Source organism: Paenibacillus sp. FSL R5-0470 (genome assembly GCF_037975205.1).
In the GTDB taxonomy this organism is placed as follows: domain Bacteria; phylum Bacillota; class Bacilli; order Paenibacillales; family Paenibacillaceae; genus Paenibacillus_AQ.
Window position 1 is genome coordinate 4,609,851 of record NZ_CP150238.1, and the last position, 25,097, is coordinate 4,634,947.

Annotated in this window: 18 protein-coding genes; 5 read left to right on the forward strand and 13 right to left on the reverse strand. The window is 43.1% G+C overall.

The window, feature by feature from the left end:
• Positions 1–37: 37 nt before the first annotated feature.
• From MKY99_RS20420 to MKY99_RS20435, 4 genes are all read right to left on the reverse strand, one after another.
• Positions 38–1,900: an assimilatory sulfite reductase (NADPH) flavoprotein subunit gene (locus MKY99_RS20420; protein WP_339271730.1), complete on the reverse strand. Its 1,863-nt coding sequence runs from the start codon at positions 1,898–1,900 to the stop codon at positions 38–40.
• Between the two features lie 267 nt (positions 1,901–2,167).
• Positions 2,168–5,425 carry an ATP-binding protein gene (locus tag MKY99_RS20425; protein WP_339266075.1) on the reverse strand — a complete coding sequence of 1,086 codons (3,258 nt, stop codon included), beginning with the start codon at positions 5,423–5,425 and terminating at the stop codon, positions 2,168–2,170.
• Positions 5,412–5,786 carry a response regulator gene (locus MKY99_RS20430; protein ID WP_076284629.1) on the reverse strand — a complete coding sequence of 125 codons (375 nt, stop codon included), beginning with the start codon at positions 5,784–5,786 and terminating at the stop codon, positions 5,412–5,414. The genes MKY99_RS20425 and MKY99_RS20430 overlap by 14 nt, the downstream gene beginning before the upstream one ends.
• 21 nt (positions 5,787–5,807) lie before the next feature.
• Complete coding sequence (locus tag MKY99_RS20435; RefSeq protein ID WP_339266077.1) at positions 5,808–7,439, reverse strand: diguanylate cyclase; 1,632 nt, start codon at positions 7,437–7,439, stop codon at positions 5,808–5,810.
• Positions 7,440–7,656: 217 nt separating this feature from the next.
• Here MKY99_RS20435 and MKY99_RS20440 point away from each other — a divergent pair, with 217 nt between their 5' ends.
• Positions 7,657–7,926, forward strand: a complete 270-nt coding sequence (locus MKY99_RS20440; RefSeq protein ID WP_042189980.1) for an ACT domain-containing protein — start codon at positions 7,657–7,659, stop codon at positions 7,924–7,926.
• Between the two features lie 13 nt (positions 7,927–7,939).
• The gene (locus tag MKY99_RS20445; protein ID WP_256716384.1) at positions 7,940–9,295 is read left to right on the forward strand and encodes a PFL family protein; all 1,356 of its coding nucleotides are present in this window, start codon (positions 7,940–7,942) and stop codon (positions 9,293–9,295) included.
• A 91-nt stretch (positions 9,296–9,386) separates the two neighbouring features.
• Here MKY99_RS20445 and MKY99_RS20450 read toward each other — a convergent pair whose 3' ends face one another.
• The gene (locus MKY99_RS20450) at positions 9,387–9,797 is read right to left on the reverse strand and encodes a hypothetical protein (protein ID WP_256721644.1); all 411 of its coding nucleotides are present in this window, start codon (positions 9,795–9,797) and stop codon (positions 9,387–9,389) included.
• Positions 9,798–10,003: 206 nt separating this feature from the next.
• Between MKY99_RS20450 and MKY99_RS20455 the strand changes: the two genes are divergently transcribed.
• Together MKY99_RS20455 and MKY99_RS20460 are read left to right on the forward strand one after the other, a co-directional pair.
• The gene (locus MKY99_RS20455) at positions 10,004–11,041 is read left to right on the forward strand and encodes a glycosyltransferase (protein WP_339266081.1); all 1,038 of its coding nucleotides are present in this window, start codon (positions 10,004–10,006) and stop codon (positions 11,039–11,041) included.
• Positions 11,042–11,054: 13 nt separating this feature from the next.
• Positions 11,055–12,128 carry a glycoside hydrolase family 99-like domain-containing protein gene (locus tag MKY99_RS20460; RefSeq protein WP_339266083.1) on the forward strand — a complete coding sequence of 358 codons (1,074 nt, stop codon included), beginning with the start codon at positions 11,055–11,057 and terminating at the stop codon, positions 12,126–12,128.
• A gap of 28 nt (positions 12,129–12,156) precedes the next feature.
• On the opposite strand, the gene MKY99_RS20465 is transcribed toward MKY99_RS20460, so the two are convergent.
• Positions 12,157–13,620 (reverse strand): MFS transporter, encoded by a 1,464-nt coding sequence (locus MKY99_RS20465; RefSeq protein ID WP_339266085.1) that lies wholly within the window; start codon positions 13,618–13,620, stop codon positions 12,157–12,159.
• 164 nt (positions 13,621–13,784) lie between these two features.
• On the opposite strand from MKY99_RS20465, the gene MKY99_RS20470 reads away from it, so the two are divergent.
• A complete protein-coding gene (locus tag MKY99_RS20470; RefSeq protein ID WP_076284623.1) occupies positions 13,785–14,204 on the forward strand; it encodes a MarR family winged helix-turn-helix transcriptional regulator in 420 nt (139 codons plus the stop codon).
• 305 nt (positions 14,205–14,509) lie between these two features.
• On the opposite strand, the gene MKY99_RS20475 is transcribed toward MKY99_RS20470, so the two are convergent.
• The 7 genes from MKY99_RS20475 to MKY99_RS20505 all read right to left on the reverse strand — a co-directional run bounded on the left by MKY99_RS20475 (position 14,510) and on the right by MKY99_RS20505 (position 25,091).
• Complete coding sequence (locus tag MKY99_RS20475; protein WP_339266087.1) at positions 14,510–16,180, reverse strand: extracellular solute-binding protein; 1,671 nt, start codon at positions 16,178–16,180, stop codon at positions 14,510–14,512.
• Positions 16,177–17,580: a response regulator gene (locus MKY99_RS20480; RefSeq protein ID WP_339266089.1), complete on the reverse strand. Its 1,404-nt coding sequence runs from the start codon at positions 17,578–17,580 to the stop codon at positions 16,177–16,179. Before MKY99_RS20480 ends, MKY99_RS20475 begins: the two co-directional genes overlap by 4 nt.
• Positions 17,573–19,318, reverse strand: a complete 1,746-nt coding sequence (locus MKY99_RS20485; protein WP_339266091.1) for a histidine kinase — start codon at positions 19,316–19,318, stop codon at positions 17,573–17,575. The genes MKY99_RS20480 and MKY99_RS20485 overlap by 8 nt, the downstream gene beginning before the upstream one ends.
• A gap of 141 nt (positions 19,319–19,459) precedes the next feature.
• Entirely contained in the window at positions 19,460–21,295 is a 1,836-nt protein-coding gene (locus MKY99_RS20490) for an ABC transporter substrate-binding protein (protein ID WP_339266093.1), read from the reverse strand.
• 92 nt (positions 21,296–21,387) lie between these two features.
• Complete coding sequence (locus MKY99_RS20495) at positions 21,388–22,284, reverse strand: carbohydrate ABC transporter permease (protein ID WP_042190000.1); 897 nt, start codon at positions 22,282–22,284, stop codon at positions 21,388–21,390.
• A 17-nt stretch (positions 22,285–22,301) separates the two neighbouring features.
• Positions 22,302–23,261: an ABC transporter permease subunit gene (locus tag MKY99_RS20500; RefSeq protein WP_042190003.1), complete on the reverse strand. Its 960-nt coding sequence runs from the start codon at positions 23,259–23,261 to the stop codon at positions 22,302–22,304.
• A 291-nt stretch (positions 23,262–23,552) separates the two neighbouring features.
• Positions 23,553–25,091 (reverse strand): MDR family MFS transporter, encoded by a 1,539-nt coding sequence (locus MKY99_RS20505; protein WP_076284618.1) that lies wholly within the window; start codon positions 25,089–25,091, stop codon positions 23,553–23,555.
• Positions 25,092–25,097 lie beyond the last annotated feature (6 nt).

Here is a 25,097-nt window from a genome sequence, read left to right on the forward strand (position 1 = left end):
TCTCCCCCCGAAGTCATTCGATAACTCCATCTATCCATTAATAGACATCACGCTGGTAACGCTGCGTCTGTTGCATATCTTCCAGATAAGCCGCTGCCGCTTCAGGGCTCAGTCCGCCCTCACTCTGAATTATCGTAAGCAGTGCAGAATGAACATCATGCGCCATGTACTTCTCGTCACCGCAAACGTAGATATGAGCACCTTCTTGCAGCCATTCATAAACCTCACGACTCTTTTGTAAAATGCGATGTTGTACATATACTTTCTCTTCGGTATCACGTGAGAAGGCGACATCCAGCTTGCTTAGAACGCCATCCTTTAGCATTCTCTGCCAATCAGTCTGATACAGGAAATCAGTTACAAAATGCCGATCCCCATAGAACAGCCAAGATTTTCCTTCCGCTCCCAGCTCCCCACGTTCCTCTAGGAAAGAGCGGAATGGTGCAACACCTGTGCCTGGTCCGATCATGATGATCGGTGCTTCCGGATTAGTCGGCAGCTTAAAGTTAGGATTATGCTGAATGTAAATAGGCAATGTATCTCCCGGCTCTACTCTTTCTGCGCAATGCACTGAGCAGACTCCGTAACGTTCCCTACCATGAGCCTCATAACGTACAGCTCTGACGGTTAGATGAACCTCATCCGGGTTAGCTTTATAACTGCTAGCGATAGAATATAGCCGTGCAGGAAGCTTCCGCAAAATCGTCACAAAACTGCTGGCTGGACCTTCCCACGGTGAGAAGTCCTGGATCAAATCGAGTAGATCGCGTCCTTGAATATACGCTTTAAGCTCCGGAGCACGGTCTGGAGCTAATAACTCACTCAGCTTGTTTGAAGCAGACAGCTTTGCCGCTTGCTCCAGCAAAGGTTTGGTCAATACAGTGATTTCATAATGATGCAGAAGTGCCTCACGTAAGGCTCCTTCATCACCTTTCTTATTAAACGGAACCTTATCATTAGGATTCCAGCCCATAGTATGAATAATAGCGTCCACCAGTTCAGGATGATTCTCTGGGTATACTCCCAGTGCATCCCCAGGTTCAAACTGTATATTAGAGCCTTCAAGCGATAGTTCCAAATGGCGAGTCTCCCGGTCCGAACCGCGTCCGTTCAAATTCAGATTCTCCAGTACCTCTGCCTTAAAAGGATTATTACGAGTATATAGAGGTTCTTGTGACTCTGCGTCCTCCGCGGCTTGAACCGCTTTTGCAGCAATGGCTGGAGCATTTAAATCTGCATTTAATGCACCAATTACACCTTCAAACCATTCGGCAACGGAATCGTCATAATCGAGATCACAATCTACACGTGGACTTAGGCGCTTACCACCAAGCTCCTCTAACCTCTGATCGAACTCTTTACCCGTCTGACAGAAAAATTCATAAGAGGTGTCTCCCAGAGCCAGAACTGAAAACCGCAGGTTCTCTAATTGAGGAGCTCTTTTACTGTAAAGAAATTCATGAAAAATCCTTGCATTATCAGGTGGTTCACCTTCTCCATGAGTACTCACCAATAGAAGTAGATTCTCAACCTTTTTAAGCGCTGTAGGTTTGAAATTGTTCATCGCGGAGAGTGTGACCTGAAACCCTTGCTCTTCCAGCTTGCGGGACAAGCTCCCCGCAAGTCTCTGGCAATTCCCCGTTTGCGAACCAAATAATATGGTCACTTCCCGTGAGGCTGCTGGTTGGCTCGTTACGGAAGTGCCAACCTCTGTGTTTCCAATCGTATTCGATGGCACTTGAAGTTCAGCACCTGCTGGCGCTGCCGCCGTAGTACGTCCAATCGCGGACAAAAATCCACTAAGCCATATTTGCTGCGTCTCCGTTAAGGTTGGTAGAAGACGATTGAGAAGCTCGACTTGGTTCTCGTTAAAAGGACTGTTCGTTACCTGTAGTTGCAACAATATCCACCTCTCCTAAACATGAAATCTGGTTATGATCCGTGCCTCAATTGAATTTATCTGAGCCTTTTTTAGAACCTCATAAAATCAGGCTATCACAATATTTGTAAACGATCAATGAAGTCATTTTCACCTAAAAATTGTTAATTATTGAAAAAGTATCAATAAAGTACGTAAAAACCGATCAAAACAGTATGATTTGCCCTGTTTTGATCGGTTTCATTATAAAAAATGATACTATTTATAAAATATTGTGATAAATAAAAACTATAAATCCTTCTTACTTTCGGGAAATAATACCTCGCCTACCCCTGTCTTTATCTTCACAATCTCTTCAAGCGTATTCGATAACTCACCTGGCGGATAAGGCTTCGTTAAATACTTCTGTATCACATCATTCAGTTGGTTCTTATCTGATTGATCCAGAGCAGAAGAGATAACAATCGGAATATTCTCTGTTCTCGAATCCTCTTTTAGCATTCGGATCAAATCCCAGCCGTCCAGTTCTTCACCAAGCATCAAATCAACCACGATCGCAACAAATGGTGTTTTCAAGGCCTGATCAAAAGCTTGCTGTGGATGATAGTGATGGGTAACACGGAACCCCTTCCCTTTTAGCTCTTCTGATAAAAGCAACGAAAGACTATAATCATCTTCAACAATCATTACATTAGGTTTGAGCTCTTTATCGGCATTCCATTTATTCAGCTCATCTTGCTGCCGGCTTGCTTCTGCATTAAGGATTGGAAGGCTAAACCAAACGGTTGTCCCTTCACCCTCTACCGAATCAATACCGATGGTTCCCTTTTGTTTCTCAATAATTTCTTTACAGATGGCAAGACCGAGACCTGTTCCACCAATTCTTTTGGAGGCGCTGTTGTCCACTCGTCTGAATTTTTGGAATAGCTGTCCGATTTGATCCTTTGGAATGCCCAGACCATTATCCTGGATACGCACAATAATATGATCCGGCTCATTATGCAGCAGTACCTTCACTTCATTGTTAGAGGGTGAGAACTTGATCGCATTACTTAACAAATTCGTTAGAACTTGGACGATCTTATCCTTGTCCACATCTACCTCCGCATTCAGAGCCTCATCCACCAATAGCACATGATGTGTGCTACTAAGTTTATATTGATCGATAACCCCAAGGACAATTTCACTAAGATTTACATGCTCCGTGATATACTGCTGCTTCCCTGACTCCATTCTCTGCAGATCCAGAAAATCATTAATAAGCTCAGTCAACCGCTTCGCTTCCTTATGAATCGTCTCCAAATACTTCAGCTGCTTCTCAGGCTTCATGGTTTTGGACAATAGCAGTTCCGTGAATCCTAATACACTCGACAATGGCGTTCTCAGCTCATGACTTACCGTACTGACAAGATCAGATTTCATAAGATCCAGCTCGTACTCCCTAGTGATATCTCTATATACAAACAATGTACCAATTCTAAGCTCCCGGCGGAAAACAGGAATCGCATAAACATCAATATGCTTCTTGGATTCCGTTCCAATGGAGTATTGCATACTGCTGGACTCCAGAGCATCCTCAGAGATTGCCTGTTCAAAAAACGACCGAAGCTCATGGTTCTCATTCGAGCGTTCGATGAAATAATCCATCCATTCTTTTCTAGGAGTCAGTGTACCTTCAATCCAGTCATAGTTAACGATGTTGCACAGCGCCTTATTCATCTGAAGCATCACGCCTTCTGTACTCACGAACTGAATGCCTTCGTTTACGTTATTCACGATATCGCGGTTCAGCTTTCGCCCATGTTCAATCTCTTCGTACATGAATAAACGTTCAATCGCCAGAGCTACGCGGTTCATCATTCCTTGAACCTCATTAATCTCTTCTTTACTGAAAGAATGTCCAATCCGGGTTCCGCAAAATACAGCTAGAATCTCATCTTCTGCATTTACAACAGTGGTATAGAAATCATAACAGTAGACCTCATTCGCAGAAATTCCCTGTTCCGATTGCGTAGCTAGACGCTTAATCAGATAGGTTTTTTCCGTCTTCAAACGATATAACATTTCATTGTTCTCATTATCGAGATAACGGTCTACATTTTCCTGAGGAATCCCTTTAACAGCCGCGATCTTATCTTTTACAAGAAGGAAGAAACTCGAATCAAATGAATACAGGTGATGCATGAACTGAATAAACTTATCTGCAAATTCATGTTTATCTAAGGTGTACGTAATGTCATGATTCAGCTGATTATTAAGTTCAAGCATTTTTTTGGTCTGTTCTGTATTCTTCAGCGTTTCCGCTAGCTCCAGCTGTACACTTTTCATAGAGGTGACATCATACGCGATAAAAATGTACTGATAAATCACACCCTCATTGTTCAGATACGGCACGACAGTCAGATGCATCCAGATTGGCAATCCGTCTTTAGTCAGAATCTGGAGTTCATTGCTCCATACCCCGCCCGTATATAATTTGTTGAAGATCTTCTGCATTTGTTCTCTAGATATATTATAGAGTTCAAATAACTTATAGGTAAAACCGATAATTTCAGAATTTTTATAGCCGGTATATTTGCTTAAATTATCATTCGCGTAGGTAAATACTCCTTTATCTGTAAGGATCCCCACCGCTGAGGATTGATCGAGTGCCTTCATCATACTCTCTATTTCACTAAGCGAACGTTGCAGTCTATACTGCTGATCCTGAAGTTCATCTTGCTGCGCGTGCAGCTCTTCATTCTGCATCATCAATTCTTCTTCTTTGTCCTGAATACTTCTGGCCATATTTAGAAATGCATTATAAAGCCGACCAATTTCATCTTGATGCTTAAGCTTGCCGAGAAGAATTTCCTCACCGGCAGCCAAGGAATGAGTGGCCCCTTCCAGCTTCAAAATAGGATTAATCAAATTCTTAAGAATCCGCCAGATCATAAAGGTAAAGAACAGTAGAATAATCGTGCTAAAAAAGAAGGCGATAAAGGTGAATTCGTTAGCTCGTTTAATATAATCCATAGCCATGGTATTTAATGCTGCATCGGATCGCTGTCTGTACTCTTTCGTATACGTTAGAAAATCATTCACTGATTTAGTAATACCATCTCCGGATAGTACTCTTAAAGCAGCATAATCATCAGCCACGACAAGCCGAATTGCTTCCGGTAAGGTTTTATTTTTATACTGGACATAAAATGATTTTAAACCATCTCTAAACAAGGCTTCTTCGGCGGATAAATTAAGATTAGAATACGTATCCAGTATTTGATCAAATTTTACTAAGGCTGCATTTAAGAGCTTTAATTCATTCTCGTCCTTAAGCAAAGTGAATCCCCTAGCTCGGAAAAACACCTCATTTAACGTGCTCGCCATCTCACTGATCGTGTCTGCTTTATACTGCAAACTTTCACGTTCTCTACTTAATTCATCTTGCTCATAGTTTATGAAAATAAAAAAAACAGTTCCCATAAGAATGATTAAAGAAAACACTAATACAATGATGCGGAAATATTTATTTTTGATGCTGTGATTAGCGTTACTTTTCTTCACCACTCAGGATCCCCTCCACAATCTGCAAGAGTTCCATCGGACTAAATGGTTTCGGCATGAAGTAACGCGCACCTGCTTCAACTGCTCGAATTCGATCTACATCTTGAGCTTTGGCCGTTAACATTAATATAGCTGTAGTTTTCTTTTTCTCCTCATCCAGCTGCTGAAGCACTTCAATCCCTGTCATTTCTGGCATCATATAATCCAGAATCACCAAATCATAAGGATCCGTAGACAGCTTAGTTAGAGCTTCCAACCCATTCTCCGCTGTGTGAATCTCAACATTCTCCAAATCTTCCAATGTATCCTCGATTAACATCCGTAATACTTCTTCATCATCCACTACCATTATTTTTTGCATATTCGCACAATTCCCTTCGTGTTAGAACAAAAATCTATGAGCCAACCGTTCCATTCGGGACAACAGCTCAGGCATATGGACAGGTTTTACTACATAATCATCGGCACCCATCTGCAGGGCATGTACAATATCCGCCTGATTATTTCTCCCTGTCAGCATAATCACTAATATATTCACTTCCGGATACGTCTTGCGAATTCTTTCCAGGACTTCAACGCCATCAAGATCCGGCATCACACCATCCAGTAGAATAATATATTTCTCATCTATGGAATACCAATCCGATTGCAAGAAATCCAGCCCATTCGCATAACTGCTGATATTCACCTCAGCAATATCCTCCGGCTCCCAAGTATCAATCTGATGAGTCACTATTTTTCGAATCAACGCATCATCATCCACAACAATTACATTTAGAACCGAATGCTTTTTAGTCGACGATAAATGGTCCGTGTAGAGTGTAGTCTGATTCCTTCCGGCATCTTTGCTGGCATAGAGAGCTTGGTCTGCTTCTTCTACAATTTTATCGGCAATATTCTCAGCTTCTGTTACCTCTGATATCCCACTCGAGAATGTCACATGAAAGACTTCATTCTTTGCAAAAAAGTCGGTGGCAGCAAATTGCTCCTGAATACGGTTTATTACTGTCAATGCAGAACTTGCATCCGTATTTGGCAGGAACACAGCAAACTCTTCTCCACCGAAGCGGCAAAAGGTATCTTCCATACGAATCGAACCCTTTACAAGCTCAGACAAGGACTGTAATACCTCATCTCCGATTAGATGACCATATGTATCATTAATCTTTTTGAAATAGTCCAGATCAATCAGTGCTAAAGAAAACACCCGTTCCGTGCGCTTAAAATCGCAAATCAGCTGCTTCATCACTTGATTAAAGTGTTTTCGATTAAACGCACCCGTCAATTCATCCACAATGATGGATTCCTGCCACTCCCGCTTTAACTCAAAGCGGTTTTTAATCAAAGCCAGAAATAAATCAATATCTACAGGCTTCGATAAAAAATCCATCACACCCAGCCTATACGCATGCAGTTGAGTTGCTTTGGAGTACTCCCCACTTATAATGATGATTGGAATACGTTCTTTTTTGGCTTTGCCGATAATTTGATTCAAGACCTCAATTCCGCTGATATCAGGCAAAAGAATATCCAGAAGAATTAGATCCGGTTTGGTTTCGTAAAAAATCTTGAGACCTCGTTCAGCGGATAAGGCTATGCTTACATAATAGTTCTGCTTCTCCAATGATTCTTTTAAATAAGCCACTAATTCTACATCATCATCAATAAGCAAAATATCATTATGTGGGAGCGCAACATCATTTCCTTTTTTGTCTAACGTCTTAACTGAACCTAGAGAAACCGATGAATCTTGGTTAAACAGTGGAATAAGCGGATACAAATAATCGCCCCACTCTTCAATAGACCAGCTCTTAAGGCTACTTTCCATGAAATAGGGCAACGTTGCATCGGCAAACTGTTCAACTTCTTGTAACCCCACTGTTCCTGCCGTACCTTTCAAATTATGCAAAAAACGATAAATGTCCTTCTCGTTAACTTCCGACAGTTCCGACCATTCCTGGAGGGTTTGTTTGGTCCGCTCTTCAACCATATTTTTATATTTTTGTGTAGTCATATTTACTCCTTCAGAGTATCGTATCAATCTCTCACTTCATCATATTTTTCATATACTGTCAATCGAATTTTCTTTAAATTCATAGGACTTTATATAAAAATGATCAAACGGACAAAAAACCTTTGGTTGAAGCTTGCTTCAGCATTTGTAATAATGATTGGAATGGTTCATTCCGTTTACACGGCGTAATCACCATATACAAAGGGAGGCTGTATTTATGAAGGGGATTATTACTGTATTAGGAAAAGACAAAGTAGGGATTATTGCCAAGGTATGTACATATCTTGCCGAGCACAATTTGAACATTCTGGATATTTCTCAGACGATTGTACAAGATTATTTTAACATGATGATGATTGTAGACATTTCTGGCGCGACAAAAGCATTTGAGGATATTGTTGAGGATTTACATTTGATCGGAGAAGCGATCGGCGTGGAAATCAAGCTTCAGCATGAGGATATTTTTAATATTATGCACCGCATTTAGGAGGATGACCATGATATCACTGGTGGAAGTACAAGAAACGAATAAGATGATCCGTGAAATGAATCTGGATGTACGTACTATAACGATGGGGATCAGCCTCATGGATTGTGCACATACAGATATGAGAACTTTTAACCAAAACGTATACGACAAAATCACTAGATCCGCCGAGAAGCTCGTCAAAACAGGTGAAGATCTGGAAAGACAATTCGGTGTACCCATTGTTAATAAACGGATTTCTGTGACTCCTATTGCTATTGCTGCTGGTGCCGTGAAGACGGATACGTATGTGCCTGTAGCGGAAATTTTGGACAAGGCTGCCAAAGAAGTTGGCGTTAACTTTATTGGCGGCTTCTCTGCGCTTGTACAAAAAGGGTGCACCAAAGGTGATCGTATTCTAATCGACAGTATCCCAGAAGCACTCGCAGTCACTGAAAGAGTCTGTTCGTCCGTCAACGTCGGCTCCTCCAGAAGTGGAATCAATATGGATGCTGTGAAATTAATGGGTGATATCATTATTCAAACTGCGGAACGCACCAAGGATCGGGATTCCATCGGCTGTGCTAAGCTGGTTGTCTTCTGTAATGCTGTCGAGGACAATCCTTTTATGGCTGGAGCCTTTCATGGGGTCGGTGAACGGGAATGTGTCATCAACGTTGGCGTCAGTGGCCCAGGTGTAATCAAGCGTGCATTAGAGGAAGTGAAGGGGCAGGACTTCGAAACCCTGTGTGAAACGATCAAACGGACTGCGTTTAAAGTTACGCGTGTGGGACAACTAGTTGCGCAGGAAGCATCGAAACGGATGAACGTGCCTTTTGGGATTATCGATTTATCTCTGGCTCCAACACCAGAAATTGGGGATTCCATTGCGGAGATCTTTCAAGTCATGGGTCTGGAAGAAGCTGGTGCACCAGGAACAACAGCCGCTCTGGCGATTCTAAATGACAATGTTAAAAAAGGTGGCGTGATGGCCTCCTCCTATGTTGGCGGACTCAGTGGAGCCTTTATCCCAGTTAGTGAAGATCACGGAATGATTCAAGCCGTACAGCGTGGTGCTCTTACGCTTGAGAAGCTAGAAGCCATGACCTGTGTATGTTCTGTTGGACTGGACATGATTGCTATTCCGGGAAGTACCACCAAAGAGACGATCTCTGGCATCATCGCCGATGAAGCTGCTATCGGAATGGTCAACAACAAAACAACCGCTGTTCGCGTCATTCCTGTCATTGGCAAGGATGTAGGCGAAATCGTTGAATTTGGCGGCCTACTTGGATATGCGCCTGTCATGGCTGTTAACGGCTTCAATTGTGCCAACTTTATCAACCGAGGCGGACGAATTCCTGCTCCAATTCACAGCTTTAAGAACTAATAGAAACCTCAAACAGCAAGTCCCTATTCGTACCTAGGCGACTTGCTGTTTTTTTATTGTTCAGAGCTTGAAGATGTTAATGTTATCAGATTTAGGCCCGCTGGATCCCAATATTAGGTGTTCCCCCGGTCAAATCGATAAATAATACATAGTCATTTCCATCCGTGCCCTTCAGCACGAGTCCTGTCTGACTTGCAACTCCCACAGCGAAATATCTGACTTGCTGAAGGCTCGTAGGTGCTGAAACTGGTGACAAAGCCTGATTCACCGCGATCAAACGGGTCGCAGTTTTTATGGTGCCTGCACCGCTAATCTCACCGGTAACCCCCAAATGACCGAGCAGGGACTGACTGCCATTCACCTGAAGGCTTCCCATAATAGTCTGACTACCATTTAATTGCAAGTTTGAATCGATAGTCTCATTCCCGTTGACATGCAGATCATTTTGAATGGTCTGACTTCCTGTAACAAGAATATTATCGAAGGTTGGCAAGACGATCATCCCTTTCAGGTTTTATAGTATATCTTATGTTAGACAAGACAATCCGGTCATAGATAGATATACATCTTTTACTAAATCCGCTTTTTCCTTCAAGATTCAGATTAATGGTCTTATACCTAAAGTCAAATGAACCCCCTACACATATAATGATTAGCAAGACTAGGTGCTAGAGCGAACGACTGGCTCCAATGAATACAGGAGGAATTATGAAGAAGACAGCTACTAGACTCACTCCTCAAAGGCCCTCAACTCACGAAGTCTCCATCAGCCAAGTTCATCAATCGCAACACCATAATCTCATTCTCGAGAACTCTTACAGAGCGGAAACCATAACACGGGAACTAAAGCAATTAAGAGTATTGCTTCTGGTCCCCTCAGAGATAAGTGATAAAATGCCTAATGTACGACTTTTTAAAGATCAGCTAAGGCATCTGGTCAAAGAAGTGCTTGCCATTAAGTTACATCATAATCTAGAAGAATATTTAGCACACTATCAGCCTGATATGATACTAGCCTTGGGATCAGAATCCCTGTTCCCTGAGGAGAATATTCCTGCCCTCAAAGCTTATAACGCTCCTAAGGCCGTATGGATGGCAGACGCGACCTGCCTTACCCGAACAGAACGTAATCTAGCGTTGTTATTCGATTATATTTTCACACAGAACATAGCTAATCTAATCTATTATCAAGGTTTACGTGAGAAACATTCGTGCTACCTCCCTTATGCTCCAGATACAGAACTCTATTATCCAAGACGTGTCGAGAACCGTTACCACAGTGACGTACTCATTCTCGGCCATTTTCAAATGAATAGTGTTCTTGACACCCTAGCTCATTCGGAACTACTTCATGGTCTCAAGGTAATGACCATTGGTAGCGGGTGGGAGCCCACCAAAAATTTCATAGACATCACCTACGATAAAGCAGAAATATCTAACTATTATAATGGAGCAAGGATCATCATCAATTGCACAGGATCTGTGCAGCAAATTATGGAGGTCGCTGCTTGCGGCGTATTTCAGTTCGTGGAAGATCATCCGCATCTTCAAAGTTACCCCATCACAGAAGAAGGTCTTATTCGTTTCCAGAACTTTAAAGAGCTCTCTGAGAGCTTCAAGTACTATATTGCTCATAGTGATGCAAGGAGAAGTTCGGCCTCTCTTGCTCTAAAGGAAGTGAAGTACAATCATTCTTATCTTCAGCAGGGAAAGCTGCTTCTCAAAAAAATATTCACGGAACCATAGGGGGTGACTTGACTTGAAATGCATCGCTTTTGTATTGCCTCAGTTTCATCAGATAGCAGAGAACGATTCCTGGTGGGGAGAGGGATTTACAGAATGGACAAATGTCAGGAAGGCTACAGCCCTTTATCCTGAACATGATCAACCGAAAAAACCGTTAAATAATAACTACTACGATTTAACGGACCCTAATGTGAAACAATGGCAGGCAGAAACTGCAAAAGCTCATGGCATTTACGGTTTTTGTTATTATCACTATTGGTTCAATGGCAGGCGACTTCTGGAACAACCGGTTCAGCAGATTCTTGCCAGCAAAGAGCCTGACTTCCCCTTTTGTCTGTCTTGGGCTAACGAACCTTGGACACGTAGCTGGGATGGCACTGAAGAAGATGTCTTGATGCCACAAGAATATGGAGAAGAACGGGATTGGCGAATGCATTTTTATGCTTTGTTGGAGGCCTTCAAAGATGAACGATATATTTGCGTAGACGGCAAACCAGTATTCATTATCTATAGATCCTCCAGCATCCCTCGGTGTGATGAAATGCTTCAATGTTGGCGTGATTTGGCTCAGCAAAACGGACTTAAGGGCCTTCATCTTGTCCGGACACTGGGCGGATTCCCCCTATATACAGAGCACGGGTTCGACGCCAGTCTAGAATTCGAGCCTCACTACACATTCGCACATGGCGGTGTAAAGCACTTATGGAGTTCCAAGCAGGTGGAGGATCAAAAGCATATTGTCATTGATTACGATGAATTATGGGAATCTATGTTAGAACGGACACCTCATAGGGATGGGGAAATTATATATCCGGGAGCATTTGTTAACTGGGATAATACACCACGCAAAGGTGCTGCCGGACAAAGTACTTTAGGTGCAAATCCTCACAAATTCGGTCAATACCTGTCACGACAAATTGAGAGGACCAAGAAGATGTTCAAAAGTGATTTTATTTATATTAACGCTTGGAATGAATGGGCTGAGGGTGCCTATTTAGAACCGGATGATCATTATCGGTATCAATACTTGCAAGCCATTAAGAAAGCCCTTCAATATCATCACAAAGAAGATCCTTCCACGCCGTAGCGTCAGAAGGATCTTCTTCTTTTACTCCTTATGGTCTTTCCGAAGTCTGCACTCTGGCGCTTCTTGCACTAATCATTCTCCAACCCGTTAGCAGTGCAGCCACAAAGCATATGGATGCCGAAGTCATGAACACTACATGCATCCCACTGATAAATAACTCTGGTCGGCCTGGAACTAGACCTGTTACCCGATAACCAGCTTCACTGCTCATCACATGAAAGAGAATCGTCGTAGCTATCGTAATACCGACGACCATCCCCACATTACGAACAAGCGAGTTGACGCTGCCCGCAGAACCAAGCTGAGTTCTAGGCACCTTGGACATCACAAGCGAATTATTTGGCGACTGAAACAGACCACTCCCTATTCCTAACATAGCGATCCACACGCCTACCAGCACAACAGAGCTTCCTTCATGAAGCTCAGCTAATCCAAACTGAGCAATAACCATGACTACCAGCCCTGCAAAAGTTAGGAACTCAGACCCGATTTTATCCGATAAAGCACCGCTTATTGGTGCTACGACTACCATACATATCGGTAATAACATCAACAGGAATCCCGCTTCAAAGGGCGATAGATTCAGCATATTCTGTGCATAAAACGGCGCGATGATATTAAAGCAGAAGTTCGCTGTAAACACGAGAAACCCACATAAAATACTTAATGAAAACAACGGATTCTTAAATAATGACAATTGTAGTAGCGGTTCTTTCCGGCGAAGCTCCGTCCATAAGAAAGCAATGAAGCTGGCTATAGCTACGATTAAAGACGTCACAATTAAGCTATCGCCATAACCGAGCTGCTGTCCCAATAATAGCCCTGCGAACAAACTTATGATAAAAATCGCGAAGAGTAAACTACCTGGAACGTCTATTGTAGATTTCGTCCTAGTTAAATCCTTAGGCAGTACCTTCCAGCCTAACAGGATAGCGATCACTCCAATAGGAATGTTCACCCAAAAGATATACTCCCAGCCTAATGTTGAAACCATAATCCCACCTAAGCTAGGGCCAGCTATACTTCCCAGAGACACGAATGTACCTATGAAACCAAGCGCTTTCCCCCGCTCATTGGCAGGAAAGATATCCGTAACGATTCCCTGGCTGTTCGCCATTGTCATCGAAGCTCCGATAGCCTGAATGACACGTGAAGCAAGTAATGCAGGTAAACTTAAACTAAATCCACACAGCATAGAACCAATAACAAAAACTATCGTACCAATCTTAAAGATTCGAATCTTACCGACAATATCTCCAAGCTTCCCGAAGAAAAGAATCGCAGCACAAATCGCCATCAAATATCCTGTGGTTACCCATTCGATTTGTGCCATAGGCAGCTTCAATTGTTTCGATAATTCTGGCAGAGCGATGTTGACAATACTACCATCAAGTGTGGACATGAAGGTGAAAATATTCAGAACAATTAAAATCATCCAGCGTTTCTTCTGAATTTCCTTGTCTTCCTGATAGGTTGCGCTAATAGAACTCATAAACTAACACCTCATTGAATATATAATCAACGTTTAGTTGCGTACGCAACAAAACTTGCTTACCCAGTGTACATCAATTTAGTTGCGCACGCAACGACTTTATTGTACACTTTGTCTCAGAGTAGCAAATACGCGAACTATAAACCCAAAGAGGTGTCTATATCTTGGAAAAAGAGCCTATAGGAAAGTTGATTTCCTATTTTCATCGTCAAAATCAAAAGCAATTGGTAAAAAAATTCATGCCCTATGGAATAGGTAGTGGCGGGCAACATAGTTTTCTAAAACTGATTACTTCCAGACCAGGGATTACACAAGATCAACTAACTTCTGAACTAAAATTCGATAAAGCCACTACCGCACGCTCCGTGAAGCAATTAGAGAATTCGGGTTATATTGAACGTAAACCAGATCCTAATGATCGACGCTCTCAACTACTATATCCAACGCCTAAAGCAATCGATTTTTCGCCAATTCTTCAGTCTATTTTAGATGATTATAACAAGAGCCTAGTTGGTAAATTAACCAGCGAGGAAGTAGAGCAACTTCGCTACTTACTTCAAAAAATCAGCACTGACGAAGAATAGGACAAAAAAAGAAACTGTCTCAAAAGTAGTAAAGGCTACTTAAGGGACAGCTTCTTTTTTTGAGAATTATTAGGGAAAAGCTCCCTAAAAATCAGAGTAATATCGGTATTTTCCAACAAATCAGCGAAATTATAGGGAGAATTTCCCTAATTATTAGTCAGATGAGCAGAAATCTCAGAATTACAGGGAGAAATTCCCTAATTATCGATCAGTGCTCCCGTTTCCTTGGTTAGGACACTCCACTTTTCCACAATCAGTCCATTCACTCCGCTACTTTTAGCGAAAAAATCTATATCATCCCGTGCTCACTTCACCTTTACAGTTTCAGCAACTTCTTTCGTAATCGCCTCCCCGCCGAGGCTCTTCCATTTCGCTACAAAAACATCAAAGTCACTAAGCGGTGAATCGCCCACAATGATATTCAAAAATGTCTCGCTCTCCAGATTTTGAAGCTCCGTCCACTTACTCTTCATTAGTTGGGTGTTTCCGTAAAATACTCCCCGCACTCCCTCAATTGCAGTTGAGGTTAAGACGGCAACTCCATATTTATATGCATTCGCTGCTTTCCAGCCTTCCAGATCTTTCTTTGGTTGTTCAGTGTCCTCCACCCATTGATCATAAATGAGACGGGTATCTGAATTTAATGTATCCGGGTCTATTTTGCCATGCAAAGCTTGCTGGATATCTGCATAATGTTTCTCTATCGCATCCGAATAATCAATTAAAAGGTCAAACGGATAATAAGCACGCAGCTGAATTCCTGTTTGCGCAGAGAAATCATCCAGCTTCTTAACTTCCTCCGAATTAGGGTCTTGTCTTCTCTCAAGTCTTGTAAACACGTTCAACTGCTTCATAATCGCCTCTGGATGCTCGAAACCTTTACGCACAACAAGGTAACGGTCTGTTACCGGAGCCAAATGAGCAACAAACTTACCAGACTCATCAAGTGGAGCAGCATACGCTCTCCATTCTGCCTTCGTATCGAGAGCAACCGCCTCTGACAAAGGATAATATGGCATCCACCACGGGCCAAAGAACATGCCTGATTTCCCTGTAATAATAGGCTCTTGCGTTTCTTTATAAAGTGCAAAATTAGGGTCCAAGAGCCCTCTTTTATACCAATCAGCCAGTTTGGCAAGCGCTTGTTTGGTCTCAGGTGTAATGGATCCATATACAATATTCCCAGCGTTATCCTTGATCCAATTGGTGGGAAAAGCATGCAATGCACTAAACACAGCATCCAGACCATTTACTAATGGCTTTGTCCCATAGATGATATTCTTGTAGCCGCTAAGTCCGACCGTATCTCTTTTGCCATTGCCATCGGGGTCCTTCTCAATAAAAGCCTTCGCTATGTTCTCAATATCTTCAAAGGTTTGCGGTGCCTGCAGCTCCAGTTTATCCAGCCAATCCTGACGCACCCAGAGCAGAACAGGCGAATCCGCATCAATGGCTACATTAGGCAATCCGTATAATTTGCCGTATCGAGAAGCATCGGATAATGCCTCACCCTGAGTAGAATTGTACATATCCTTAATTAAATCAGAGCCATATACATTGTAGGTCTCTGTAAGATCCTCTATCATGTCATTATCAATGAGTTTCTTCAATTGATCTCGATCAACAACCATCGCATCCGGCAAATCATTGCTATCGATCGCAAGCTGTGCTTTTTGATTAAAAGCATCTTCACCCTTCGCTTCCCAAGAGTGAACTACCTTGATATTCGTAATGCTCTCCAAATAACGGGTGATAGGATTGTTGTCGTTGCTGTCACCTGTATTTAGCCTGGAATCGGGAACCTTAAATCCTACACGAATCACGATCGGATCTTCGTATTTGCTATACGCTATAGAAGCATCTTCGACCTCACCCTGAGGACTTCGAGTAGAATCTACTGTTTTGTTCTGGTCACGGCATGATGTAAGTCCGATCATCATTACAAGTAAGAGGATAGATCTACACAATCTCATCATTGGTCCTTCCCCTCCGCACGATATTCACTCGGGAGTTGACCAATACGTTCTTTGAACAGTCTACTGAAATAACGGTCATCTTCAAAGCCAGACCTTGAAGCAATCTCACAGACGGGTAATGAAGTCTCCCGCAATAATGATTTAGCCAACTCAAGCCGCATTCCCCGTAAACATTCACCGAATGTCTCCCCGGCAAAACGAGCGAAACATTGACTGAAATAACCACGGCTCATATTAATTTCCGCCGCTACGTCGCTCTGATTGATTTTGTCACCTGCATGGCTCTGCATGTAACGAACTGCGCGAATAAGGCAAGACATCACCTCTTTAGTCAATCCTAGCTCGAGCATTCTCCGTCCCACATGATCAGAAAATCGGCGCAGCCAGGTCTTCCAATGGCACCAGTTCAAATTAAAAGAAATATCCCGTTCCAGTTGAACAGCATCCTCTGACTTCAAAAGTAAAGAACTCCAGCTTTGCAAAAGGGAATGGGCGAACGTTAGAAATCTATCCTGTCTTGGCTTCTGCAGGAGTATGTTCGTTACAAAATTCTCCCATTCGTTTCCATCAATCGTCCACTTGAGATTTTGAGCTTGCACGAATAGATCAGCTTCATCCGGTTTTAAATGGGGAACCGCTATTTCCTTCTTTAGTTCCTCATAATTCAGACAGGTCAGTTCTTCAGCACTAGAATGATAAAATAGCATATGCCGAAGCTTCGTGGTGAGCTGCTCCTCCAATTCCTGTAGTGACTGATCTCTTAACCCACTGATGAGCGCGGTCTGCCATCTCCCAGAAAGCTGGTTCTTAAGCTCACGCTTCCCCTCCTCTTCCGAGAACCGGTGAAGCAAGGGCGACATCCACATCTCATGAAAGGTAATCAGCGGATTATTCTTCACGAAGGATAGGTGAAATAACTCTTCTTCATTACAGTGGCTGCTTAATGGTAAATAGAGCAGTGCCTTGTCTGCAGCTATCCTTTTACCTTCACCATGAACCAGTGCATCCCTTGTATTGTCCTCCCATTTGATGCGATCGACCAGGCGACGTATAGTCTCGTCCGCATTTTCCATCTCCAATAGAGTTTTGACAATATAATCAACGGCTCCTAAACGCATGGCCTCCTGCACATAGTCAAACTCATGATGGCAAGTAAGCACAACACAGCGAATTCCTGCGAAACGCTGCCTTACTAGTTTAATTAGCTCGAACCCAGAAATGCCGGGCATAGTCAAATCTACAAATAACAGATCCACATCCTGTTGTTGAAGTAGCTCCAAGGCCGATTTGCCATCTCCCGCCTCACCGACAATCACAACCCCTAAGGATGACCAATCAATTAGAGATATGAAGCCTTTCCGCACAAGTCTCTCGTCATCAACCACTACAGCCTTAATCATCGAAGTCCTCCTTACCTTTCCTCGGAATCACGATAGATACAACCGTACCTTCCCCTAGCTTGCTGTACATCTCTAGCTTCATTTGTTCTCCATAGTAGGTTCTGAGCATCCGGTTCACGTACGAGAATCCGATTCCGAGCCCCCGTTTCTTGGCGCCATCCTCTGACAGCAGTTGATCTAACGTATCCGCATCCATTCCAGCCCCATTGTCTCTTACACACAGCTGAACTTCTCCTTCACCATGCTCTGTAATCACGACGTCCACCCTGCCATTATCGCTTAGTCCATGATAAATCGAGTTCTCAACAAGAGGTTGAAGTAAGAATCTGGGGACAGCCACAGACAATACATCCTCATCAGCCTCCACGTTAAATTCGAATTCATAGTCATAACGGATGCGCTGCAGTTCCATATAATTTCGGATCGCTTCAATTTCCTCTCCAAGGGTAACAATGATGCTTTGCTTGCCCAGATTATAATGCAGCACCTTTACAAGAAGAGTAACCAGCTTGTCGATCTCCTTCTGACCGTTAAGCCTTGCCATCCACTGCACCGTATTCAATGTATTATGCAAAAAGTGAGGGTTAATCTGGCTAAGTAGCTTTTCAATCTCGAATTGGCTTTTCTGCTTCTCATTATGGGCAACCGCAACAATCAGCTCATTCACCTGTTTCTTCATCTGCTGGAAGTTACTAAGCACAAAATCAAACTCTTCCACATTCGTGTAGGCAACCGGAGAGGTAACATTTTCCGCCATTCGATTAATTTCAAGGTTAACCTTGCGCAAAGGACCATAAATCTTTTTCCAAATCATCCAAGCCAGAACTCCGGCAAAGAGTAGTGTCGAGAACGCGAGCAGGATCATTTTATAGAACCAAGAATAAATTTCACTGTTGAATTCGGACTTTTTAACTACTGCAATAAGCTTCCATCCCTGTGGACTAGCGTATCGAAACAGATGATATCCGGTAAGTGTTTCATGTGATAGATTAGAGTTGCTTCCAGCAGCTTTGATAATTCCTTGAGGTAATTTACCATCAATGACATAAGTGCTAGTGCCCTCTTGATTCACAAGCAGGTGGTTAACCTTCATTCCGTAAGATTCCTGATTAAATATTTTGCGAAGCAGGCTATAATTCGTCTCTAAATAAATATATAGCTTATGTTCACCTGGTACGCGTACAATGCGCTGTTCTGAGAACACGAGATTATCGCCGACGGCATACATCGTAGAATGCGGCCCATAATAATCAGCTCCGTTATATCGCATAAAAGAAGGTAACGTACTGATATCGAAATTTCTGCGCGCACTCATATTCGTGAACAGAACCGGATCATCACTGCTTGGCATAATGTAGGCTGTAAGTCCAATGTAGGGATTCGTGAAATTAACGAGGTTGATCTTCTGGTTGATGGAGTTCATCATTTGCGATTTGCGATAAATTTGCTTTTCCTGAATAAATGAGGACATTTCTTCCACAATCTGACCATCCAGCGCAAACTGTTTAGAGGCAAAATCCATATTGTCGATGGCATTCTCCAAGCTAGAGGCTTCCTGTTTCAAGCTTGCACTTATACCATTGCCAATTTTCCCTGAAAGAATAGAGTAAATAGAGGTGTAGGTTACGAATCCTACTAAGAGAAGCGGAAGAAGTGTTCCGATAACTAGATAGATGAATAAGGTATTCCGTAAGGATTTGACAACTGGGGTATGATTACGCTTAAGTACTCTTACCATCCGAATGATCCTCTTCCTTCTTCCTGTAAGCGTTCTATATATATATCAATGTGAGAATACCACATTTATCCTTAATTGAATAGAATAGGGCAGAACAGCCTCCACGCCGCCCCGCCCTATTTGTATTTTTCTAATCACACCTTATTTCACGCTTTTACGAGCCTCGAACAGTTCCTCAGCCTTTTTAATCGAGAAATCCATAACTTCGGCATAGCCGAGGCCATTCACCTTATCATGCATTTCTTTATTCAATTTGTCATATTCAGCTTGATCTTTAGCAAAAACCATTTTCCAAGAAATTTGTTGAATGACCGTACCAATTTGTTTGTTCTTTTGCTCCAGTGTTTTGTCCATCATCAATGGTTCTTTTCCAGTGAAGCCTTGTGGTGCTACGGCCAATAGATTATTTTTCTCAAAATACTCTTTAGGCGTCAGAACGCCCATCTTCGCTCTCCAGTCACTATCAAGCTTAGACGGATTACGCTCTAGGGTTGTCGTCCATAGATTGTGATCGTATGGCTCTTTATTGTCTGGATTCACCATCGCCGGAACTACAAAAGAGAAGTTCATTTGATTAGAGCCGTAGTAGTAGTCACCACCACCATATTCTGCAGGCACTTGTGTATTCTGTTGATCGGCATAAGCCTTCCAACCAAAGTCAGTCACGACAGGTTTACCGCTTGCATCCATATCCCAGGTTAGACCTTTAGGTCCGTTAGGCACCGCTGTTCCGCTTCCTGCAGAGATCATTGCACCTTCCGGAGTATACATCCAGTTAATAAATTCCATAATTCTAGCAGGTTCTTTAGCTTTTGCACCGATTGCTATAATACCGTTACCACCGTATACATTGAAGCCAGTGGAATACATCAGCTCATCCTTGAACGGAACTAATGCAAACCCCTTTCCTTCTGCTGTTCTTTCCGGTGTATTGTAGTTTGCTGCCCCTAGCCACGGGAACCAAGAGAACAACAGACGACCATCCTTGTATTTCGCTACAACATCGTCGAATTTTTGTGTCATAGAATCTGGATCCACCAGACCCATTTGGTTAGCTTCAAAATACAGTTTGAGCGACTTCATATACCAGCTGTCTTCGGATAAGAAGTCATAATATTTCTCTTCGTCTGCTTTAACATATACAGCGGTATCAGGAATTTCGTCATAGCCCATCATGTTGGCGAACTGTTTAGCCAATGTCATTTTATAGTTGCCGTCCCAGTCAGACCACATCGAGAAAGCATAGGTTTTCTTTCCTTGCTCATTTTTTGGTTCAAGCTCTTGCATTTTTTTCAGCACGGGCAAATAATCTTCAATCTTTGAAATTTCAGGTGCTCCGATTTGTTGATAAAGATCCCATCGCAGGTCTGGCCCCCAAGTCATATCTTTCCCTTCAGAAGGTCCAGATGGATTAGAAGCTACGCTGTTTCCGATGCCAAAAACGGATGATCCACCACCAAAAGCAACCTTTGCTTTCTCAATAGCTTTTGGAAATGTACTCCCAATGTCTTTTCCGTATTTGTCCAGAAGTCCGTCTTGTGTCCAGTCTAAGAGAAGCTTTCCTTTGATCGCATTTGGATAATGGTTTTTGTCATCACCGAAAATAATGATATCCCCAAGATCTCCGGAAGCCATCATTGCAGAGATTTTGGTATCTCCACCTGTAAGGTTTGAAGCTACAATGTCCATCTCAATATTGAACTTATCTTTGATGATTTTGGCAAACCATCCGGTTTGTGGACCCGCATAGTTAGCTGTTGTAGAGAATACGGTCAGCTTCAGCGGCTTGGAATGATCAAGTGCTCCGTCATCCGGTGCTGCTGTTTCTTCCGCCGGCGCATTCGTTGCAGTGGACGTGGGCTTTTCTGTGCTCGTGTTTTTTCCTGAGTTAGCCGTATTATTCCCCCCACCACATGCTGCCAGAACGAAGACCAGGATTACAGATAGCATGACAAGCGATGCTCTTCTTAGTCTCATTGCTTTATACCCTCCCTTTCGTATCTTCACTTATAGTTCAGCTCTGCTCCTAGCAGAGGAAAACCCCATTTCGTTACCGATCCGGTAGCTCATTAGCCCTTAACCGCACCGATCATAATCCCTTTGACGAAAAAGCGCTGGAAGAATGGGTACACGATTAGAATCGGCAATACGACGATCATCGTTACGGTCATCCGTACAGAGGTTGGAGTCTGCATATTCGCTACACTAGCGGCCATATCTGGTGAATTACGAATTAAAGCTGCGAGCGAGCTGGACTCGTTCAAATAACGCCATAACAAGAATTGGAGCGTAAAGTACTTCGTATCTGTCATCAGAAACGCCGTATCAATAAATGAGTTCCACTGATTCACTGCGGAAAAAATCGTAATCGTAGCCAAAATTGGCGTAGTAAGCGGTACAATAATGCTCCAGAACACCCGCATGTAACCAGCACCATCCATAGACGCTGACTCCTCAAGGGATGGAGGAATGGCCTCAACGAAGGTTTTGACCAAAATGATGTTGAATGGGGTAATAATCGTAGGCAAAATATAAGCCAGATAATTATTGGTCAGATGCAAATTGTGCATTGTTATATACCAAGGGATCAGACCTGCGCTAAAATACATCGTAACCACGACACTCCGGTACCAAATACTCCGGCCCCACATTTCCTTTTTGGTGAACAAATATCCTAAAAAAGCTGAAGACCCCACAGTAAGCAACGTCCCGACAACCGTTCTATACACGGAGACTGTTGCCGCATGTCCTAAACCGCTGATTCTTAGCACCTTACTATAGTTATCAAAATGGATCTGTCTTGGATAAAATTTGATATCCCCCGCTGCGCTAAGATCATTCGAGCTGATCGTATTGATGAACAAATAATAGAATGGGTAGATGCATGACAGGGTGAACAATCCAAAGAGCGTATAGATCATAATCTGGAAGATAAGTTCTCCAGCCGTTAGTTTTTTCTTTCTCAAGTGGGATCACCCCTGACTTAAATGATAGATTCGTCACGCACCATCTTAGACAACGTGTTCGCTGCGAATAGTAGAATTACACTGACAACCGATTTCAACATGCTGACGGCCGTCGCAAAAGGAAAGTTGTTCGCGAAAGCGATGTTGTATACATAAAGATCCAGCACCTCAATAGAATCCTTATTCATCGCATTTTGAAAGGCAAAGTACTGCTCCATCCCGTTATTGACTAGATTACCTATGGAGAGCAGAAGCAGTACAAAAAAGGTTGGAATCAGACCTGGAATGGTGATATGCCAAATTTTGCGGAACCGACTTGCACCATCCACCTCAACAGCTTCGTACAATTCCTGATCAATGCCTGCGATTGCAGCAAGGTAGAGAATGGCACCCCAGCCTAACGATTTCCACCAGTACCAAACGATCATCGTGACCCAAATATTTGAGCTGGAGGCTAAGAAGTTATACCCTTCATCAACCACTCCAAGCTGCACTAAAATGTGAGTGATGACACCGTTATCTACAGAGAACAACGAGAATGCCAATGCATATACCAGAATCCAGCTGATAAAGTTTGGAATCGTGGTTAATGTCTGCACCAACTTGCGATACCAGCCTGACTTAATCTCAGTCAACATAATGGCAAAGATCACTGGAAAGATGGATGTAATTAATCCGAGTGAACTCATGGCAAGCGTGTTCTTCAGCACCCGCAGAACCTCTGCGGTCTGCGTCGGATTAGATACAATCGTCTTGAACCATTTCAAACCAACGTAAGGCGTGTCTGACAACGGTATTCCGGGAATGAAATCATAAAAGGCATAAATCCATCCGCTGATCGGCAGATAATAGAAAATAAAGGTAACAACAAGAAATGGAAAAGCCATGAAGAACAACTTATGTTTGTTCTTCATCTTCCAGCGGGATCGATGAACCGGATCGACGCTGGGAAGCAGTTCACCAGCAGGTACCCCCATATCGGAATCTCCTATACCCAGATTTTGATTACGTTTTCAGAGTATCAGAATCTGAGCTTCTGGCGAGATAGAGAGCAGAACGCCTTATCAGGGAAACCGTCAGATACTTGTGAACCAAATTCGCAGTACAATCGACCATTTTCTACCTGTTTGCGGGACTAGTGATGGAGGGCATATATGACTTTAGACAAAAAACGACCACCACATAGGAAGTACCCGAAGTGGTGGTCGTTTTTTTATATGTCTATTTTCACTGAAACATAATCAAACGAATATTATCTAGTCTACATGCTAATGCCCAGACGCTTGAACATCCCCCTCCGCAGAGGCATCCATCTTCTGACGTCCCATATAGAACGAAGCCAATAACGCTAAAGCTGCAGGAATCACCGCCCAAGCAAAGGTGTTTACAATCGATGAGGATAACCCAGCTGTAATCTTACCCAGAATTTCAGGTGGAATGAGCGCCCTAGTCTCAGGTGAGAGCAAAGCATGCGGATCTTTAAAATCCATAGCTCCCGCCGGAGCCGCTCCTCCACCATTAGCCGAGAGTAGCTTGGTAAGACTGCCTGAGAAATAGTGACTTTGAATGATACCGAAGGTGGTAATGCCTATGGTCATGCCCAGTGAACGAATGAAATTCAGCGTTGCGCTGGCAGAGCCACGTTGCTGTGCCGTCAATCCATGAATAGATGCCGTACTTAGCACTGAGAATGAAGCACCAATCCCTAGCCCAATTAAAATCATATATAAAGTAACAAGCAGTCGTGAAGCATCCGGCGTGAGTGTCGCTACAAGTCCAGTACCGATCACCAAAAGTGCGAATGTAGGAATCAGCAGGCTGCGGTAACTGGTTTTTGACATCAGAAATCCGCCCATCGTAGCTGTAACCACTGAGCCAACCATCATTGGTAGCAATACAAGTCCTGAATTTGTAGCTGATCCGCCCAATACCCCTTGAATAAAGATCGGAATATACACAGAAGCCACAATAAAGGCTGCACCGCTAAATAGTGCACAGATAATGCTCACCGCGTATAATCTTTTTTTAAACAAAGCAAAGGAAATAATCGGTTCTTTCGCTCTAGTCTCTACAACAAGAAACACTGCTGCAAGGATGGCAAAGGCTGCAAATAAACCAAGAATCATGGAAGAATTCCAAGCATACTCTTTCCCGCCTAGCTCCAGCGCAAACATTAAGCAAATGACTGAACCAAGCAGCGTACCCGCTCCCAACCAGTCAATGGGCTGTTTAGAATGCTCATGCGATTCTTTATAAAAGAACACGACCATCGCAAAAGCCAACAGTCCAAGGGGTAAGTTAATGTAAAATATCCACTGCCAAGCAATATGATCGGTAATATACGCCCCCAGTAATGGACCAAATATACTCGACAATCCAAATACTGCTCCGAATGCCCCGCCGAGCTTGCCCCGCGTCTCCAGCGGAACAGCATCGAACATGATGGCAAAAGCGATTGGCACCAGCGCCCCGCCACCAATGCCCTGAATAGCCCGGTACGCAGCTAACTGAGTTATTGTATCAGCCGTTCCACAGAGAGCCGAACCCGCCATGAATACGATAATTCCAAAAATAAAAAACTTCTTACGACCATACATATCAGACAGCTTGCCGAAAATGGGCATACCCGCCATCTCGGCTACGAGATAGGCTGATGTCACCCAGACAAATTTGTCCATTCCGCCAAGCTCCCCAACAATATTACCCATTGCAGTTGCAACGATGGTGCTGTCCATGGAGGCCATCAAAATTCCTAATAGGAGACCTGCGATTACAATACCCAGATTGGGCGATTTGGCAGCACTCATATGTTC